General features: G+C 46.6%; 15 protein-coding genes and 1 tRNA gene. 11 read left to right on the top strand and 5 right to left on the bottom strand.

What is annotated here, in order from left to right; all coding sequences use genetic code 11:
• The first annotated feature begins 111 nt into the window (after positions 1-111).
• The 5 genes from gyrA (at position 112) to FC82_RS07680 (ending at position 5618) form a co-directional block, all read left to right on the top strand.
• Positions 112-2784, top strand: coding sequence for a DNA gyrase subunit A (gyrA, locus tag FC82_RS07700; protein ID WP_056996658.1), 2673 nt, complete (start codon positions 112-114; stop codon positions 2782-2784).
• Positions 2785-3189: 405 nt separating this feature from the next.
• A complete protein-coding gene (rpsF, locus tag FC82_RS07695) occupies positions 3190-3477 on the top strand; it encodes a 30S ribosomal protein S6 (protein ID WP_054758849.1) in 288 nt (95 codons plus the stop codon).
• Positions 3478-3515: 38 nt separating this feature from the next.
• A complete protein-coding gene (gene ssb, locus FC82_RS07690) occupies positions 3516-4079 on the top strand; it encodes a single-stranded DNA-binding protein (protein WP_054758851.1) in 564 nt (187 codons plus the stop codon).
• A gap of 25 nt (positions 4080-4104) precedes the next feature.
• Positions 4105-4341 (top strand): 30S ribosomal protein S18, encoded by a 237-nt coding sequence (gene rpsR, locus FC82_RS07685; protein ID WP_054710713.1) that lies wholly within the window; start codon positions 4105-4107, stop codon positions 4339-4341.
• A gap of 806 nt (positions 4342-5147) precedes the next feature.
• Positions 5148-5618 carry a YbaK/EbsC family protein gene (locus tag FC82_RS07680; protein ID WP_054758853.1) on the top strand — a complete coding sequence of 157 codons (471 nt, stop codon included), beginning with the start codon at positions 5148-5150 and terminating at the stop codon, positions 5616-5618.
• Between the two features lie 383 nt (positions 5619-6001).
• On the opposite strand, the gene FC82_RS07675 is transcribed toward FC82_RS07680, so the two are convergent.
• The gene (locus FC82_RS07675) at positions 6002-7420 is read right to left on the bottom strand and encodes a DHA2 family efflux MFS transporter permease subunit (protein WP_054758855.1); all 1419 of its coding nucleotides are present in this window, start codon (positions 7418-7420) and stop codon (positions 6002-6004) included.
• 189 nt (positions 7421-7609) lie between these two features.
• Between FC82_RS07675 and FC82_RS07670 the strand changes: the two genes are divergently transcribed.
• The 3 genes from FC82_RS07670 (at position 7610) to dnaB (ending at position 11799) form a co-directional block, all read left to right on the top strand.
• Positions 7610-9634, top strand: coding sequence for a DHH family phosphoesterase (locus FC82_RS07670; RefSeq protein ID WP_082620261.1), 2025 nt, complete (start codon positions 7610-7612; stop codon positions 9632-9634).
• 100 nt (positions 9635-9734) lie between these two features.
• On the top strand, positions 9735-10187 hold the full coding sequence (rplI, locus tag FC82_RS07665; RefSeq protein ID WP_056996657.1) for a 50S ribosomal protein L9: 453 nt from the start codon (positions 9735-9737) through the stop codon (positions 10185-10187).
• A gap of 223 nt (positions 10188-10410) precedes the next feature.
• The gene (dnaB, locus tag FC82_RS07660; protein WP_054758857.1) at positions 10411-11799 is read left to right on the top strand and encodes a replicative DNA helicase; all 1389 of its coding nucleotides are present in this window, start codon (positions 10411-10413) and stop codon (positions 11797-11799) included.
• A 1328-nt stretch (positions 11800-13127) separates the two neighbouring features.
• Here dnaB and FC82_RS07655 read toward each other — a convergent pair.
• Both FC82_RS07655 and FC82_RS07650 read right to left on the bottom strand, forming a co-directional pair.
• The gene (locus FC82_RS07655; protein WP_235809196.1) at positions 13128-13823 is read right to left on the bottom strand and encodes a YczE/YyaS/YitT family protein; all 696 of its coding nucleotides are present in this window, start codon (positions 13821-13823) and stop codon (positions 13128-13130) included.
• A 39-nt stretch (positions 13824-13862) separates the two neighbouring features.
• The gene (locus FC82_RS07650) at positions 13863-14291 is read right to left on the bottom strand and encodes a MarR family winged helix-turn-helix transcriptional regulator (protein WP_235809195.1); all 429 of its coding nucleotides are present in this window, start codon (positions 14289-14291) and stop codon (positions 13863-13865) included.
• A gap of 686 nt (positions 14292-14977) precedes the next feature.
• Between FC82_RS07650 and FC82_RS07645 the strand changes: the two genes are divergently transcribed.
• Both FC82_RS07645 and FC82_RS07640 read left to right on the top strand, forming a co-directional pair.
• On the top strand, positions 14978-15991 hold the full coding sequence (locus FC82_RS07645) for a ketopantoate reductase family protein (protein ID WP_056996656.1): 1014 nt from the start codon (positions 14978-14980) through the stop codon (positions 15989-15991).
• Positions 15988-17214, top strand: a complete 1227-nt coding sequence (locus FC82_RS07640) for an aminotransferase-like domain-containing protein (RefSeq protein WP_054758861.1) — start codon at positions 15988-15990, stop codon at positions 17212-17214. The genes FC82_RS07645 and FC82_RS07640 overlap by 4 nt, the downstream gene beginning before the upstream one ends.
• 318 nt (positions 17215-17532) lie before the next feature.
• On the opposite strand, the gene FC82_RS07635 is transcribed toward FC82_RS07640, so the two are convergent.
• Positions 17533-18375, bottom strand: a complete 843-nt coding sequence (locus FC82_RS07635) for a TMEM175 family protein (RefSeq protein WP_056996655.1) — start codon at positions 18373-18375, stop codon at positions 17533-17535.
• Positions 18376-18879: 504 nt separating this feature from the next.
• A tRNA-Lys gene (locus tag FC82_RS07630) sits at positions 18880-18952 on the bottom strand.
• A gap of 335 nt (positions 18953-19287) precedes the next feature.
• Here FC82_RS07630 and yycF point away from each other — a divergent pair.
• Positions 19288-20007, top strand: coding sequence for a response regulator YycF (yycF, locus tag FC82_RS07625; protein ID WP_054758864.1), 720 nt, complete (start codon positions 19288-19290; stop codon positions 20005-20007).
• Positions 20008-20082 lie beyond the last annotated feature (75 nt).

Below are 20082 nucleotides of genomic sequence, written 5' to 3'. Positions count from 1 at the left end.
GACCGGCACTTCTAACTTCAAAAACACACTAAATTATCAACACAACGTAGATACTTACAAGCCAGAGGTTCAGACTTTATGTCGCGGCCTCATTGATTGGAGGTTACTGATTTGGCTGATCAAGATTTACCAAATCGAATTCAAGATGTCGACTTGGCTAAGACCATGCGGACATCATTTCTAGATTACGCCATGAGTGTTATCGTGGCGCGGGCCCTGCCCGACGTTCGTGACGGGTTGAAACCCGTTCACCGGCGGATCTTGTACGATATGCACGAACTGGGTGTTACGCCAGACAAGCCGTACAAGAAGTCGGCCAGAATGGTGGGGGATGTTTTAGGGAAGTATCACCCCCATGGTGACACGGCGGTGTACGAGTCGATGGTCCGGATGGCCCAGGACTTTAGTTACCGCTACCCACTCGTTGACGGTCACGGAAACTTCGGGTCTGTCGATGGTGACGGTGCCGCTGCCATGCGGTATACCGAAGCCCGGTTAAGTAAAATCGCGTTGGAAATGCTGCGTGATATCAACAAAGATACCATCGATTTCCAGCCCAACTACGATGATACTGAAAAAGAACCGACCGTCTTACCAGCACGCTTCCCGAACCTGTTAGTGAACGGGGCTTCAGGAATCGCCGTTGGGATGGCGACTAACATTCCACCGCACAACTTAGCCGAAGTTATCAGTGCCATTCACATCCTGATGAAAAACCCGGATGCAACGACGGCTGATTTGATGGAGGCACTGCCAGGACCTGACTTCCCAACCGGGGGTGTGGTTATGGGCAAATCCGGAATTCGGAAAGCCTATGAAACTGGTAAGGGCAGCATCACCCTGCGTGCGAAAGTCGAAATCGAATCTGATAAGAGCGGCAAGCAACGTATCGTTGCCACTGAAATTCCATACATGGTCAACAAGGCTAAGCTAATTGAACGTATTGCTGACTTGGCGCGTGAAAAACGGATCGAAGGCATCACGGATGTTAACGATGAGTCTGACCGTGAAGGTATGCGGATCGTGGTGGATGTTCGCCGCGATGCAAGCGCCGAAGTTATTTTGAACAATTTGTACAAAATGACTTTGATGCAGACTTCGTTTGGATTCAACATGCTGGCCATTGTCAACGGGTCGCCGAAAGTACTCAGTCTCAAAGAAATTCTGCAGTACTATCTGGCGCACCAGTTGGAAGTCATCCAACGCCGGACTGCTTTTGAATTAAAGAAGGCGGAAGCGCGGGCGCACATTCTGGAAGGGTTAAAAATTGCCCTGGACCACATTGATGAGATCATCTCGATCATCCGTGGTTCGCAAACAGCCGATGTCGCTAAGACTGAATTAATGTCACGGTTCCCACTGTCTGACAAACAAGCGCAAGCCATTTTGGACATGCGGCTCGTTCGTTTGACCGGTTTGGAACGTGACAAGGTTGAGCACGAATTTGATGAGTTGCAAAAATCGATCACTGACTACAAAGCAATTTTGGCAAGTCGTGACCGTCAAAACCAAATCATCTACGAGGAACTGCTTGAAATTCAAGAGAAGTTCGGCGATGCTCGGCGGACCGAATTAATGGTCGGTGAAGTCCTAAGTCTCGAAGACGAAGACTTGATTGAAGAGGAAAACGTCATGGTTTCCCTCACCCACAACGGGTACATCAAACGGCTGCCAACGACCGAATTCAAAGCACAAAATCGTGGTGGACGCGGTATTCAGGGAATGGGCATCCATGATGATGATTTCATTGAACACCTGATTTCCACTTCGACCCATGATGTTCTGTTATTCTTTACCAACGCAGGTAAGGTTTACCGGATGAAGGGGTACGAAATTCCTGAATACGGCCGGTCCGCTAAGGGAATTCCAATTATTAACTTGCTGAACATCGATTCCAAGGAACGTATTCAGGCTGTGATCAACGTGTCGGATGCTGCTGGCGATCAAGCGAAGTTCCTGTTCTTCACTACCTTGAAGGGAACGGTTAAGCGGACACCTGTTGACGAGTTTTCAAACATTCGCAGCAATGGTCTGAAAGCCTTGAACTTAAAAGATGATGATGAGCTGATCAACGTTTCCATCGTGGACAGTACACAGAACATGATCATCGGGACCCATTCCGGGTATGCAGTCAGCTTCCAAGCAAGCGACGTGCGGTCGATGGGTCGTTCCGCTACCGGTGTCCGCGGGGTTCGTCTCCGGGATGACGATTATGTGGTCGGTTCCGCCATTCTTGGCCCGACCAGCAATGTATTTGTCATTTCTGAAAAGGGATATGGCAAACAGACCCCAGCTGACGAATACGCCATTAAAGGCCGTGGTGGTAAGGGTATCAAGACCATCAACATTACTGAAAAGAACGGCCCATTAGCCGGTCTGACCACCGTTAACGGTGAAGAAGACATTATGTTGATCACCGATAAGGGTGTGATGATCCGGTTCGGTGTGGAGAACGTCTCACAAACGGGTCGGGCAACCTTAGGGGTTCACTTGATTCGGTTGGACGATGATTCCAAGGTCGCAACGATGGCGGTTGTCGAAAAGGAAGAGCCGGATGATGGTGACGACGCTGAAGGTGCCACACCAACGGATGGCGGCGGCTCTGACGGTGATGCTTCGACGATCACTAACGAAACCACTTCCGGCACTGACACCTCGCTTGACCGGTTACTGAACGCCGCTGATGCAGATGACGATGATGACACCACGAACGATAGTGATGACACTAACGATTCTGATTCAGGGATGCTTGGTAATCCAGACGATACGGATGATGATGAATAACATTTGAAACGACTAAAACGTCACTGGTTTCTTCGGTGACGTTTTTGTTTTGCCATTAATCATTATAATAGAACAATCATTCTGTTTTAAGATGGCCTACACGCCGGCCAATAAAACCGCGGTTTATTTCGTTGACTAGAACTGGTTGGGTAGGATTATTTTCGGGTGGTTGCCGGGGAATAAGCATGCTCATTTTCGTAAAAAAAATTAAAAACAAAAAAACTGCGCTCGTTTTGAAATCGTATATATAGGGTATACGACATCTCTTGTCTAAATTAAGCGTTGCATCTTAGCCCAAAATTTGCTAAAATACTAATTTGTGAGTATTCCGTTCTCGGATAACTCTCCTTGCTCTCTTAAATCTAAATCAAGAGGGCCTGAAGTCCATAAGGAGGTGCAAATTTCATGAAGTATGAAATTACTTACATCATTCGCCCAGACCTTGACGACGCAGCTAAGACTGCCTTAGTTGAACGTTTCGACAAGGTTCTGGCTGACAATGGTGCAGAATTAATTGATTCAAAAGACTGGAAGAAGCTTCGTTTCGCTTACGAAATCGGCGGCTACAGTGAAGGTGTTTACCACATCGTTAACTTGAACGCCAATGACGACGCAGCTTTAAACGAATTCGACCGTCTTTCAAAAATCAGTGACGATATCTTACGTCATATGATCGTTAAACGCGAAGACTAATTTAGACATTCAACTATAACTAGAGAGGAGCAATTCCTATGATCAACCGAGCATTGCTAACTGGACGCTTGACAAGAGATGTTGATTTACGGTACACCCCAAGTGGGGCGGCAGTTGGAAACTTTACGTTAGCTGTTGATCGGCAATTTACCAATCAAAACAACGAACGTGAAGCAGACTTTATCAACTGTGTGATTTGGCGGAAATCTGCTGAAAATTTCGCTAACTTTACCCATAAGGGTGCGTTAGTCGGAATCGACGGTCGGATTCAAACCAGAAACTACGAAAACCAACAGGGTCAGCGTGTTTACGTTACCGAAGTGGTTGTTGATAACTTCGCACTGTTAGAACCGCGTTCTGCGAATAATAACAGTAACAGCAACAACGGAAGTTATAATAACAACAACCAAAACGGCGGTAACAATAACTACAACAGTGCGCCTGCTGGTAATAATAGTGCTCCTCAGAACAATAATCCGTTTGGTGATCCAAACACCAATGGTGCGGCTAACAATAATCAAAACAGCGGACAAAATCAGGCTGACCCGTTTGCAAACAACGGTGACAGCATTGATATTTCTGATGATGATTTGCCGTTCTAAACGGATCTGAACAGGAGGGAATAACATGGCTCAACAAAGAAGAGGCGGACGTCGTCGTCGTAAGGTCGACTTCATCGCTGCCAACCACATCGAATACATCGATTACAAAGATACTGACTTACTGAAGCGTTTTGTTTCAGAACGGGGCAAGATTTTGCCACGTCGGGTTACTGGTACTAGTGCCAAGAACCAACGTAAGTTAACCATCGCAATCAAGCGTTCACGCATCATGGGCTTAATGCCTTTCGTTGCCGAAGACTAATTGCAAAATGAAAAAGACCGCTGACCGGGAAATCGGTCGGGGTCTTTTTTTGTAGCGCGGGTTGCTGACGTGGCCTTTTGCTTGATTTTAAAAAGGGTATTAGTTCGGTACATGAGGGCATTAGCGTAAACTCGAGATCGTTAAAATAATAAAAATTAAAACCACCCTACAAAGTCTTTTATTGGTTTTGTAGGGTGGTTTTTGGTAAGCGCTGGCTTGTCTATCGCCACGTCTATTTTGATGGCGGAAAATTCTAATAGCGTGGGCGCGTTACTGCTATCTAGCTGAAACGTGCTGCTAAGGGCAGGGGACTACTACATAAGGCGAGTCTGATACAAAATCCAAAACCAGGATTTTATATCAAACTCGCCTTATGCTCCGTCCCCTGAGCGCCCTTAGCAGCACTCTTATTAGTTTACTTGCGAAAAGCTTTCACAACATTTGTACACTACTGTCATCTAGCCGAAACCTGCTGCAGAAAGCAAAGACTTGCACAGAAGGCGACTCTGATATAAAATCCAAACCCGGGATTTTATATCAGAGTCGCCTTCTGCTCCAGTCTTTAAACGCTTTCTTCCGCACTCTTATTACTATGTAGTCGGCAAGCCGTCTCGACCTTCGGAACGCATTGCTGCGCCGATCGTTCTTGCTTGCCATGGTTTGGCACCGTGGGTAAGTATCGCATGTTGGTGCGGGTGTGTCAAGATGTAAATGATTTAGAAATTGAATCTTGTTTTTTATTAAAACTCGCTATAAAAATTAAAATAAAATGATAAAATATAAGGCAACGAAAGGGAGGTAACGCTATGTCACTTGAAGCTGTTGAACACTATTTTGAACCTTATCATCTTACCGACCGGATCCATGTTTTTCATGAGTCTACGGCCACGGTTGCTGAAGCCGCTGCCACCCTTGGAATAGAACCCGATCAGATTGCCAAAACGCTCGCCTTTGACGTTGGCGGCGAAAACGTTGTGGTGGTTGCCAGCGGGCTGTCACGCATCGCTAACGGCAAATTTAAGCGCGCATTCGGCAAACGTGCAGACATGATTGCGCGCGATGAAGTTGAAACACGAATTGGTCACGCGGTTGGCGGGGTCTGTCCCTTTGCTGTGAAACCTGATGTGAAAGTTTATTTAGACGAGTCACTGAAAAAGTACGATATTTTGTATCCTGCCGCCGGGGACACCAACGCTGCGATTCGCTTGTCCCTGACCGAATTGGAACGCTATTCGAATCCCGTTGGTTGGGTGGATGTTGCGAAGGATGCTGGTTAAAGAGAACAGCACAAATCGATTAAAGAATGGAACAGAGGTGGCCTATTTATAAAATTACATGTTTAGGGCATGCAATATATTCCATTCCTGTTCAAGTTTTTGCTTTCTGGAATTCGTTTCCACTCGGTTGCCAGAAAGTGTCATTAAAGACAAAAACAAAAATAATCGCAGAAAACGAAAGTGGTTAGAAAGCGTTTTTTTCAAAAAATAAACGCCCCAGACTAACAATCCAGTTCGGGCTTGTTAGTCTGGGGCGCTTATGTGGCCATTGTGGCCGTTTGTTGCACGTCTAGGATAGAAAACCAAGACGTGCGAAAATGACATTTTATTTGCCTGTAATCATTTTTAATTCAGGCGCTTTTGTGAATGATACTTGCTGTTGATTAATCTTGTTTCTTAAACGAACGGGTTGTAAAGGCAATGATCAAGGCAATCACTGACAGAACCACTGGCAGGTAAACGGCCATGTGTACGCCGGCAGTGAAGGCACCTTGTTCGTTGGCGTGGCTGGCAGCCTCACCGATACCTAGCAAACTAGTTGCTAAAGCGGTTGAAATGGCACCGATGATTTGTTGCAGCGTGTTCATGATGGTACTGCCGTCACCTGACGCAGGACCCTTTAAAGCGCTCAGAGCGTGCGTTTGAGACGGTGACATAGCCAGAGGACAGCCAATCATCAAAACAACGTGAGCAGCGATTACAAAGGATACAGCGGTGTGGGTGCTGGTTGTCAGCAACATGATTGCGCCAATCAGCGCAATCAAGAAGCCTAACCGTGACAGCCACTTAGCGCCGAAGTTATCGAACAGGTTACCGGAAACAGCTGAGACCAGCGCGTTGACGATACCACCAGGGAGCATGATGATCCCGGTCATCGCAACGGGTAAGAGCAAGCCCTTTTGCATGTACATTGGTAAAATATACATGGCTGACAGGATGATCCCAAAGTCCAGCATGACCATCAAAGCACCGGCCCGGAATGCGGGATTGGCGAAGATCTTCAGGTTCAAAATGGGTTCTGCAATGTGTACTTGACGGTAGGCGTAAACGGCTAACACGATGATGCCAAATAACAACAGACCCAATACGACTGGCGAGCCCCAGCCCTTTGAACTGGCGAAGCTGACAGCGGTAACGATGCTGGCAAAACCGACGACACTTGTTAGGATCGAAATAACGTCGATCTTTGGTTTACTGAGATTACCCACGTTTTCCAGTGATGTAAGCGCAAAAATCAGTGCAATGACAAGGAAGGGAACGAAGGCCCAGAAGATCCAATGCCAAGATAATTTGGCGAGAATTAACCCAGTTAAAGTCGGGCCAATGGCGGGTGCGAACATGATGACCATGGCGCAGGCCCCCATGGCTGCCCCGAGTTTTGCGGGCGCGAAGACCTGCATGGCAACCGTAAACATCAGCGGCAAAATCAAGCCTGTAGCAATTCCTTGAATCATCCGACCGAATAACAGGATTGGGAAACTTGGTGCCAGGGCGGCAATTACAGCGCCGACGAGGAAGTCCAACAGGCCGAAGATAACGACCTGACGAGTGGAGAACCACTTAGTAATCAAACTGTTTAATGGGAGAACAATCCCGATGATCAACATGTAGCCGGTCACCAACCACTGAACAGTGGCCGTCGAAATGCTCAGACTGGCCATTAATTTTGGCAGGGCAATATTTAATGAGGTTTCACTAAACATACCCACAAAAGCGCCAATTAGCATACTGGCCATGGCGAGAGCGGGGTGCTTAACCACGACACGGGGTCGCGACGCACTCATTGTTGCTTGTTGTTCCATGAATAATACCTCTTTCTTAAAATAGATGTTTTTTCACAATTGGTTACACTACCAGAAAAAAACAATCTTCGTAAGTTTTTTTTTCAAAAACTTTGAAAATAGGACTGAAAAGCCACCAGATTTATATGAGTGATGGTTTGTGCTAAAATAAGGCTATCATTATTAGCGAATGAAAACAGAGGACTTAGAATGAACGGTTTTTTCTCAAGGGATAACTTACCCGAATTTTTAAGAAATAAACGATTGCGCGGGTTAGCGTTATTTATTATGGGCTTGTCCCTAATAGGTGTCGTGATGGCCTTCATCTTTTCATGGATCCTAGGCGTTGCGTTTTTAGTGCTGATCATCATTAGCTCGATTTTTGCGTTTAACACGATGAACGAGATCAGTACTGATATGAACCGGTACATAGCCGACCTGTCGTTTCGCATTAATCGGGGCGAACAGGAAGCGCTGATCGACATGCCCGTGGGGGTCATGATGTTTGGTGACAACGATGCCATCGAATGGGTCAATCCTTACCTGCAGCGCTATTTTGGTGACGAAACAGTCTTGAGTCGCCGGTTAAACGACGTGGATCCAGAGCTTGAACAGCTCATCGAGACCCATGCCAGTGATGAGCACGCCCAAACGGTGACGTGGCGGGAACGGCAATTTTCGTTTCTCGTTCAAAAAGATGTGCGGGCCGTCTACCTCATGGAAGTGACCCACTTTGCGCAGATCCAGGCGCGTTACGACAACGAGCGGTTGGCTATTGGCCAAGTCTTTTTGGATAATTACGATGAGATTACGCAATCCATGACCGACCAAGACGTTTCCAACCTGCGGAATTACGTGACGAATGAACTGTCCGTTTGGGCGCAAAAATTTGGTATGTACCTTAAGCATCTGGATGATGATCATTTTTTGGTCTTCCTGTATGCTCGGTCGCTAACGGCCATCGAAGAGGATAAGTTCAGTATTTTGGATACTGTCCGTGAGAATACGTCGAAGCAAAACTTCCCGTTGACCCTCAGTATGGGGATCGCGTATGGCGGTGCCGATTTGGCCAAACTAGCCGATCAGGCACAAGCCAATCTGGATCTTGCACTGGGACGTGGCGGCGACCAAGTCGTTGTTCGAGCGCAGGATGAAGAAGCGCGGTTCTACGGCGGTAAGACCAACCCAATGGAAAAGCGGACCCGGGTTCGGGCGCGGATGATCTCTCAAGCACTGCAAGAACTGATGTCGCAGGCCGACACCATCTTCGTGCAGGGCCATCAGCAGCCTGACATGGATTCTATCGGTGCCTGCATGGGGATTCGACGGATCGCGCAAATGAACGGCAAGGAATGCTACATCGTTTTGGACCAGGAAAAGATCCACTCAGACGTCCAGCGGCTCATGGTCGCGACCAAGGACTATCCGGAAATCGATGACGCGATTATCACGCCGGATGAAGCGCTCAGCAAGGTGACGAAACAATCCATGCTGGTCATGGTCGACCACTCGAAGACGTCACTTTCTATCTCGCCCGAACTCTACGAGCAGTTGGAAAATCGAACCGTCATCATCGACCATCACCGGCGGGGCGAAGAATTCCCTGAAAATCCGATGCTGGTTTACATTGAACCGTACGCAAGCTCAACCTGCGAGCTGATTACTGAAATGTTTGAATATCAGTCACAAGAAAGCGAACCGGTCAACAAAATAGAAGCCACCGCAATGCTGACGGGGATTTTTATCGATACGAAGTCGTTTTCACTGCGAACCGGGTCACGGACGTTTGACGCTGCCAGTTATCTGCGGTCGGCCGGCGCCGATTTGGTTCAGATGCAGCAATTTATGAAGGAAAACGTTGACAGTTATCTGCAGCGGAATCACCTGATTGAACTGGTGGAATTCATTAACGGCGACCTCGCTGTGGTCACTGGCGAGGAAGAACAGATTTACGATTCCGTCACCGCAGCTCAGGCGGCTGATTCGTTGCTTAACATGTCCGGTATCGATGCGTCATTTGTTATTACTAAACGTGACGATGGTCGTATCGGTATCTCCGCACGAAGCACTGGTCAGATCAACGTACAAATTATTATGGAAAAAATGGGCGGCGGCGGTCACTTATCTAGCGGCGCTACTCAAATTTCAGACAGTACTATCAGTGATGTAAAAGCACAATTGATCGCCATTTTAAACGGCGAGGACGAAGAAGAACCGACTCCCGAACCGGAGTAGGTTCTCTTTAGTTAGGATTTATGATAGAGTATTTGTTGAGACCCTTTTGGGGTGATATGAGGCGGTCAACCAGACCGCCCTTTAAAAGGAGGACTTACCTGTGAAAGTTATCTTTTTACAAGACGTCCGCGGTAAAGGTAAACGCGGTGAAGTCAAAGACATGCCAGATGGCTATGCCCAAAACTTTTTAATCAAGCAAAACAAGGCTAAGGCCGCTACATCAGCAGCCATGAGTCAATTAAAGGGTCAGCAACGCGCTGAAGAGAAGCGTGAAGAAGAGGAACGGCAGGAAGCCATCAAACTGAAGGCTGTTTTGGAAGACAAGAAGACCGTTGTTTCATTGTCTGCCAAAGCCGGAACTGATGGCCGTCTGTTTGGCGCCATTTCAAGCAAACAACTGATTCAAGCCCTCAACAAGCAATTTGGTATTACCATCAACAAGCACAAGCTTGAAATGAAGGAACCCATTAAAATGCTTGGTTTCATTAACGTGCCGGTTAAGCTGCACAAGGACGTTACTGGGACGATTCGGGTTCACGTTGAAGAGAAGTAACGACCAGACCCTGTAACAACGCTTATAGGGGTTCCGTGTTGCAATTTAGCAAGCTGCCTTAGCGTCAATGGCGTGCCAGACGCGTGGACCGCAAGTTATTTCAGATAGAGAAAGTTTGTGTTTCATCGACGGGGTCGACGGCAAATCCGATGTTTGTCGCGGCCTCGTTGTGTTTAGTTCGGCAACAAAGTCGAACGTGTTCTAGGAAGCGGGTGATTTCAAAATGAGTGAAGGGTTGCGTGATCAAACACCACCACAAAATATTGAGGCTGAAAAAGCCGTTCTCGGGGCGATCTTTTTAAACGGTGATGCGTTAGTTGATGCCATGGAATTGGTTCAAGCTGACGACTTTTATCGGCGGGCACACCAGTTGATTTTTCAGGTCATGGTGGACTTAAACGACCGGGATGAAGCGATTGATGCCGTGACGGTTTCCGATGAACTCAAGCGGCAGAATCAGCTGGAAGACGTGGGCGGCATGGCCTACATTGCCGAGCTGGCTTCATCTGTCCCAACGGCGTCTAACGTTGGCTACTACGCGAAGATCATTAGTGAGAAGGCCACTTTACGGCGTTTAATTCAAACGGCCACGAAGATCGTGACGGATGGTTACGCGGAAGATGAGTCAGTCGATGACATTATTGACGGCGCTGAACAAGCCATTATGAACGTTTCTGAAGCCCGCAGCCAATCCGGTTTTAAAGTGATCAAGGACGTTTTGAATACGACCTTTGAAGAGATCGATAAGCTCTCGCAACAGGGGGATACCGTTACTGGACTGTCCACTGGCTACAAGGACTTGGACGACATGACGACTGGGTTGCATGAAGACGAACTGATGATCCTAGCCGCGCGACCAGCTGTTGGGAAGACCGCGTTTGCGTTAAACATTGCGCAAAACGTTGGCACGAAAACGGATAAAGCGGTGGCCATTTTTAGTTTGGAAATGAGTGCCGAATCGCTGGTCAGCCGGATGCTGTGTGCGGAAGGCAGTATCAATGCCAACCATTTGCGGACGGGGCAACTAGAAGAAAATGAGTGGCAAAATCTGATTGTGGCTATGGGCAGTCTGTCCAAAGCAAAGATTTTCATCGATGATACGGCGGGTATTAAAATGTCTGAAATTCGGGCTAAGTGCCGTCGTTTGGATAAGGAACAAAACGGGAATTTGGGCTTAGTCGTGGTCGATTACCTGCAACTGATCGAAAGTTCCGGCGCTGAAAACCGGCAACAAGAGGTTTCCGCAATTTCGCGGCAGTTAAAGAAACTGGCCAAGGAATTGCACGTGCCGGTTATTGCACTGTCGCAACTGTCACGTGGTGTCGAACAACGGCAGGATAAACGACCTGTGCTGTCCGATATTCGTGAATCAGGATCAATTGAACAAGATGCCGACATCGTTTCCTTCCTGTACCGTGACGACTATTACGAGCGGGACGGCGACGATGATGACGATAACAACGGTGGCGGCCAGGATGATGAGACCCAAGATGTGGGTGAAGTTGAAGTCATCATCGAAAAAAACCGGTCGGGTCCTCGTGGGACGGTCAAGCTGTTGTTTGTGAAGTCATTTAACAAGTTTTCTTCGGTGGCCTATACGCCTGAGGGGTAGAGTGCCGAAGAAGACGGTAAAGGGCTGCTGTGGCACGTTTTGGCTATGTGGCCTAAAAGCGCAGCAACCAAGCACCTCCAAGAAGGAAAACAAACCAACAACTGCTGAATCGGTCTGAAACGGCCCAATCAATTAATACGTAAAATAAACCGAGCACGGGAACCGTGCTCGGCTTTTTTTGCTTATGTATGAAATTAGATAAACGTGTGACGGGTGCTCGAATTGGGCCATCTGCCGTCGTGAATGACAGGGATGATCAATATTATCACAGTTTAGTGAGCTGGAACCAGTAGTGTGGTTTTTTTGGCGCCAGATTTTGTTGCTCATTTTGTTGGTGTGTCAAGACCGTCAGCTTGAAATTGTCATGTCTTTAGTTTGGAACGAAGCAGCCACCTGTTCTAAATTGTACCTAGTTTTGCACGCCGCAAAAAAAGACCCACCGTTAGGGGACGGTGAGTCTAGGGGGGAGTGGATAACGCTATTTTTTAGTTTTCACTGTTTAGGGGGAGAAAAAACATGAAAACATCGCTATCTATTTTAAGGGGTAGTCAATTATCTTGGTAATTGACTATACATCTATCATAAAGAAAAAATATGATAAAAGTATGAATTTTTTGATAAAGTTAGTAAAGATTTGGTAAAGAATTTTGACAAGTAAAGTGACAACACCTATGGATGCCTATTATACCGGTGATTATTGACATATATATTTATTCAAACGATAAGAAATTATTTTTTAATTTTGAAAAAAATCACGTTTTTCCATGGCATTGAAGCGTGAATGCGACACCCTGTTGCATTTCGTTGATGAAATGAAAGCAGAAAAAATGCGATTTTGTTCGAACGTTTTAATTGATTAGTCAATTAAATGACGAACAATTGACCGTTGAAAAGAATCACTGGGTTGATTGTTTTCACCTAAATGTTTCACATGAAACATTTTTACTCGCCAGGGGTTGAGACAAAAGAATGTCAATCAATAAGACAATAGTGAAATTCCAGTCCAATCTATTGATCTGATCCAAGCGTGTGCCGGTACACGATCACTCTCGGCCACATAAAGCGCCCCCCTCTGAAAGCTCAAGTTTGAGCGCTTCAGAGGGAGCGTTTATATTCTGCAGAACAGAGACGAGGTCTTTCCCACGTGCTGCTCCTAAGTTTAGTCAAGGCGATCATTTGCAAAACCGTTCTTTCCGGACCCACTGAGTGGAAATAGTGTCCAAAAAGAAGAGACTTGAACGTAAATGCAATTAGTCAGAAATCAAAGACTGAAATTTCCTACTAACTGCGCTTACGTTCAGGTCCCTAAACGCTTTCTTCAACTCGCCTTAATTAGTTGATGAATCTTCTTCAGTGATAGCCTCGTTTTCAACTTCTGGCTGGTCCGGTTTGGCCATCCAAGAGGTGAACCGATGAAATTTGTTGGTGTAGTAATCAACGAAGCGACCGGTTAAAATGGCTGTGATGACCGTTCCTTCACGGATTCCTGACAGTGAGTGGCGGAAGACCAGGGCGAGGATGGCTGCGATGACCATCATTGTGATGTCTTGACGCACCTTGATTTTTGGGAAAGGAATGTGAGTGACGATGCTGATTGCTGTCGTAATCCCTTCGCCGGACATAATAATAGCTTGCGAGTTCACTTCCAGGTAGACGCCAAACGATAGCAGTAAGATGCTGATTGCTGTGAAGAACAGCTGCCACCAGTAAGTCGTCATTGGCAGAAAGCTGAAGATTTTTACAAATGCATCAATGAAGAACCCGAAAATAATGCCTGGAATCAACTGGAGAACGTTTTGCCAGGAGAACTGACTGCGAAGAATGATGGCTTCGAGGATGATCAAGACAATCATGAAAACGATGGTTAGCTGCCCTAATGTGAAGCCGGTAATCATGCTTGTGACGTTAGGAATACTAGATATTGGCGAAGTTCCTAACTGGGCAAGTCGTGATAGGCCGACACCGGCAGACATAAACAGAATACCAAAGAACAGCAACGAAAAATGCTTCAAAATAGCACGCACGATAAGACTCCTTTGAATGAGTTAAGTTGTGAAAATAAATTAGTGTTTGGTCCGTTGCAGGGCCTCGTAGACCTTCTGCAACTGATCAGTGAAAACGGGTTGATCGATTTCAGGGTGTTGCGTGAAAAAGCTGTCCCACCAACTGATCATGGTGTGCTTTACTCGCTCAGCGGCCCGGATACCGGCGGGTGTGAGATTAATGCGGTTAACCCGTTTATCAGCGGTGTCACTGGTACGTGTGACTAATTTTTGCTGGGATAATTTGCGCAGGTCGCGCGCTAGTAGACTTGGGTCGATCACCATTTGGGCGGCAATCTCCCGTTGTACCAGATTTGGATTGTCATAGATGAACAATAGGAGATCACTCTGGGTGGCTCTGACATCTAATCCGGCGATTTGCTGGTTGAATTCTGTTTTGGATTGCCGGTAGATTCCCGCAATAAATTTGCTCAGTGAATATAGTGGCACGTGGCACCCTCCTTTTGTGGACATGTCCATTAAATACCCAGTCGCATATAGTTGTCAAGTTGTTTTCATTCACAAGCTAGTCATGAAAGCCTAAATTATCAGGGAAATAATCAAATAGTAGCTTGCTCATTAGGACATAAAAATGACAATGATATGCGGCAACTGCTCGCTTTCATCGGCCACGCTTCACGTTACTCAACGGATTGCGCGACGCAAAACGTTAAAAAAAGTTTGACCGGCCAACTGGCTTACTCCGCCAATTGATTACCGGTGATTCGGACCATCCCCAGTAAAATTAATTTATTAAAAATAGTTGACATATTCTCATCTTCGGGGTTATGCTACATGCAACATTTCAAATACGACAACTTGACTAACCCAATGGAGTACCGTCATAGCTTTACTTAGAGAGTATCGGCACGGTGAAAAGATACTAAAACTACGATGAGAAAGATTGCGTTGAACAACTTCACTTTTCGAGGTGAACTGGGTGCACCCATTATCGTGCCGCGTATCGCAGAGCGAGTCTGCTGTACGTTTGAGGAATCAGCTGTGAGGCTGAGTCGAAAAAAGGTGGTACCACGTGAAAACGTCCTTTGGTCTTTGTGACCAAAGGGCGTTTTTCGTTGTCGTAGCGAATGTATAGTAGATCAAGCATACAATACATAAATTAAGGAGTGGTTATTATGAAGTATGGCATTATTGGCGCAGGAGCAATGGGATATCGGTACGGTGTCATGTTACAGGAAAACGCCGGCGTAGATGTTGACTTTATTGATACTTGGGAACCAAACGTTGAACAGGTTCGCAGCCAAGGCGGTGTCTCCGTAGCCCGTGACCACGAAAACCGGCATATCGTGCCGATCAACATTTTTTACCCAGAAGAATACACCGGCCATCCAGATGTTTGGATCGTCTTTAAAAAACAGATGCAACTGGCAGAAGAACTAGAACGCGACAGCAAGGCTGGTATTTTCCACGATGACCAGTACGTCTTTTCAGCCATGAACGGCATGGGTCACTTTGAAAAGATTGCCAACTACTTCCCAGCAGACCATATTGTTTGTGGGAGCGCGATGATCGCCACTCGGTTAGATGGTCCCGCAAACGTTGATTTCATGGGCGCAGTTGATTCAGAACAGATGCACATGGCACGCTACAACAACGCCAAACCGGACGAAACAGTTCAAGCCATTTTCGATGATTTCACTAAGGCAAAATTAGGCCCGATCTTCTCCGATGAATGGAAGGGCATGTGCATGTCCAAAGTTGTCTTCAACGCTGTTACCAACACGCTTTGTACGATGTTTGAAATGCAAATGGGTCAGTTCATTGAATACGATGGTGTTCGTGAAATGTCAGCCCAGCTCTTCAATGAAGCCTTTGATGCCTGCGAACGTGCCGGTATTCACTTAATTGAAACACGTCAGCAGGAAACAGATTCTGTTATCACCGTTTCTAAGGCTTACAAGTACCACTATCCATCAATGTACCAAGACTTCTCAAAGGGTCGCCCGACTGAAGTTGACTACATTAACGGGTATATCGCAAAGATTGGCCGCGAACACGATTACGTTTGCCGGACCCACGAATTTGTTGTTCACGAAGTCCATATGGCTGAAATGATGCGCAAATATCACAAGCCTGCTGAAAACACAGCGGACGCTCAAACCACTGAAAAGGCAGGCGCAAACGCATGAAATATCAATACTCAGACCGTGTTCCAGAAAGTGACGAAGACCCCGTCGGCAACATTTTAAAGGTGGCGGGCTCTGATAAGATCATCTCGTTTGCCGGTGGCCTGCCTGCACCAGAATTGTTTCTGGTGGACGACCTTAAAAAGGTGACCGATGAAGTGTATGACGAATCTGGTCAGGCAGCGTTGCAGTACAGCGTCGCCAACGGGTTACCTGAACTGCGTGACCAAATTGTGAAACGCATGGTGAAATCCAACATTCACACGACTGCCGATAACATTATCATTACTACCGGTTCTCAACAGTCCATTGATTTAACTGCCAAGATGTTTGTGAACCCCGGCGACACAGTGATCGTTGAACAACCGACTTACCTTTGTGCCCTGGACGTTTTCCGGACCTATGGCGCGCACTTAGTCGGCGTTGAAATGGACGATGACGGCATGAAGATGGATGCTTTGGAACAGGCATTAGTTGATAATCCAAACACCAAGTTCATCTACACGATTCCAAGTTTCCAAAACCCGACTGGCCGGACGATGCCGTTTGACCGGCGCCAACAGATGATCGACATCGCTAAGAAGTACGACGTCATTATTCTTGAAGACGACCCATACGGTGCCATCCGCTATGCTGGTGACGACGTTGCGCCGATCAAGAGCGTTGACGATGATGAGCGGGTCATCTACATGTCCACTTTCTCAAAGATCTTAGCACCCGGGTTGCGGATCGGCTGGATCGTTGCTGAAAAGAAACTCGTCAAGAAGTTTACTTTAATGAAGCAATCGGCCGATGTGCACTCTGATAATTTAACGCAGCACATCATTGCTAAGTACATGGATGAGTACAATATCGACGACCACATCGCCAAAATTAAGGCCTGCTATCGCGAGCGTGAAGGTGTTATGATGGACGCCATTGAGAAGTATTTCCCAAAGAACGTGCACTACAGTCATCCTGAGGGCGGGCTGTTTATCTGGGTCGAAGTGCCCGGTGATATCAACACCCAGGAGCTCTTTAACACCCAGGAGCTCTTTAACACCTGCATTAAGAACAACGTTGCCTTCGTTCCCGGTGAACCATTCTATGCCGATAAGGTCATTCCTGGGACGTTCCGGTTGAATTACTCCAACATGACTGACGAGAAGATTATTACTGGGATCCAACGGCTTGGGAAAGCGATTGAAGAGACCATTGCTTCTCAAAAGGTTGAGCAAGGGGCTTAGGGTTTCTAAATACGGTGCACCTCACTCGCTTTGAGATTGCGTTGTACCAATAATTAAGTATCGCAACGTGTTAAACCGAATTTGCAAAAAATTCGTACGAGATTGCCTGTCAGTGCACTAACTGCCGATTATTTCTTGCTACCCGAGCCGTAACTACTGATTAACAGGTTACAGGCCAACACAATGTGGTTTATCATCGATTGTAAATGATACCTACAGAGCCGACCCACGCAACGGTACGGTATCAGCTAGCACGTGAAACACAAAAGCGTTCATCATCATTCTCAGAATGATTGATGGACGCTTTTATGTTTCGGATTATTGCTTAGATTGATGACGATTACGGCCTTGATTATTGACCTTCATCCACTTTGCCAGCGTGCCATCTGAAATACCGAATTCAGATTTGGCCTGTTCGGAAAATTTGACCCAGGCGGCGTGTTGCTGATTGCGATCATTGCTGGCGTGTCTGGCTTGTATTTGATAGTTGCGGATGAGATGACGAAAATCGCGTTTCTTGGCGACCGGCAGCGCCAGAAAGTTTTGCTGGTCCTGCACCTCCATCTGGTCCATTTGCTGAAATTCTTCCTGCTCGCGGCTGTGAGAAAAAAACGACCACAGTGGAATGAAAAAATAGAGCCCGAGTGCGACTTCCGGGTAGAAGTAACCGAGACCGATAATAATGATGTAAATGATCCAAGAATTCCAAACCGTTGAACCGAAAATGCTCTTGTAGATTTGAGTCATTGCCGCTTTGTCCGTGTATTTCCCCTGAATGATCGTGCGTGAAATCCAGCTGAAAATAAAGGAGATGAGCAGACTTAGACCGCCGTACAGCATGACGGAATCTGCGTTGGTGACGGTGGTGATGAGTCTGGTAAAGGCTGGCATCAGTGACATCAAAAATAGCAGGATCAAATCGAAAACGACGACTCGATTAGCCACCGTTTCTGCTTCGTTGAAGACAAGCGCATGCTGGTACCACAGGTTAGCAATAAAACAGAAGCTGACAAGGTAGATGCCGATTGATTTGAACAATTGAGCGTAATCGACCACACCGTTGTGAATATCCAGCGGCAATGACATAACCATAATGGTGATAATGATGGCAATAACGGCGTCTGCAAAAACGTCCAGACGCTCTTTAAGTTTAGCTTTCAAGATCAGTGTCCCCCTTGAAGTCCGGCGGTGAAATTCGACCAGAACTTCCCCTAATTGTGATATTTCTTCTATTATATGACTGTTTGCTGCCGCTTACCCGCAATCATTATCCTTTTAACGGCTGTTTCGTTAAACGCAATGGTGGGTAGTAGATAGCTAGTAGAAGGGGGTACCTATAAAGGTTGTATATTACATTGTACAACCGTGTCTGCAATCGATTATCACGATCCACATGTTAAAGAAGACACTGACAGCTAGCTATTAAATTTATTTAAGAGCGGCGGAGAAAGCCTTTGCGTCCTGGTGGGGTACGTGTCGGTTCAGGGTGGGAGAACTGGAATGAAACGGCCTTGGCTGGGCAGGCTCTTCATTGGCATTGCTGACGGGGTGCTTACGTGTTGCATTCTGTGACTGTCAGTAACCGCCACTACAAAGAAGACACAAAAAAATCAGCAATCACGGCGTTTAACGCGGCGTGTCTGCTGATTAGTGGTGTTGATATGATGGGCAGTCAGGGGATCGAACCCTGGACCCACGGATTAAGAGTCCGTTGCTCTGCCAGCTGAGCTAACTGCCCATATCATTAAATATGTTGCTGTTGACGTGTTTGCTGAATCAATCAACGTTAAATATAATATCATGTAGATTTGATGTTGGCAACAACTTTTTTGATTTTTTTTGCATTTTGCTGGTTTTTTTGCAAAAAAGTGTGGTGGACCGGTGTTGCCGGGGCTCTGCGTAATCCCTGATACTGTGATATAATAAGCGTTGTGTAGACCAATCGTCAACACTAATTCCTGAAATCGTTGGTTCGGGCCGTGCTACTTGAATCAATATTAACCGAAAAGCACTTAAACTAATAAAACTAAACTTACCTGAAACGAATCGTTATCTGAAGGAGGATACATTCAGATGAAAAAAATTCTAGTTGTCGATGATGAAAAACCAATTACTGATATTATCAAGTTTAACTTAACAAAAGAAGGTTACGACGTTTACGTGGCTCACGATGGTGAGGAAGCGTTGCAACAAGTTGAAGAGGTCGAACCGGACCTGATTATTTTGGATCTCATGTTGCCTAAGGTGGACGGCCTTGAAGTCGCCCGTCAAGTGCGTATGAAGCATGATATGCCAATCATTATGGTCACTGCTAAGGACTCTGAACTGGACAAGGTCTTAGGGCTTGAACTGGGTGCCGATGACTATGTCACAAAGCCGTTCTCTAACCGGGAACTGGTTGCTCGGGTCAAGGCCAACTTGCGGCGTCAAAACACCGTAAGTACCGCGGTTCCTGAAGAAGAGGAAAATAAGGATATTGAAATTGGCGACTTGGTTATTCACCCGGACGCTTATTCGGTATCAAAACGGGGGCAAAACATTGAGCTGACCCACCGTGAATTTGAATTGTTACACTATTTGGCTCAACATATCGGCCAAGTCATGACCCGGGAACACTTGCTGCAAACGGTTTGGGGTTATGACTATTTTGGCGACGTCCGAACTGTTGATGTCACGGTCCGTCGTCTCCGTGAAAAGATTGAAGATAATCCAAGCCACCCAACCTGGCTTGTCACACGACGCGGGGTGGGCTACTATTTGCGTAACACCGATGGAGATGCCGCCCAAGCCTAAATGGCAGGGGTGCAGACTGTCGTTTTCAATAACGGCCACTATTTTTGCCGTAGTGGGGCCCTAAAGCCTGAAGTG

This window comes from Secundilactobacillus collinoides DSM 20515 = JCM 1123 (assembly GCF_001435975.1).
Lineage (GTDB): Bacteria > Bacillota > Bacilli > Lactobacillales > Lactobacillaceae > Secundilactobacillus > Secundilactobacillus collinoides.
This window is presented reverse-complemented; position numbering and strand designations above follow the sequence as displayed.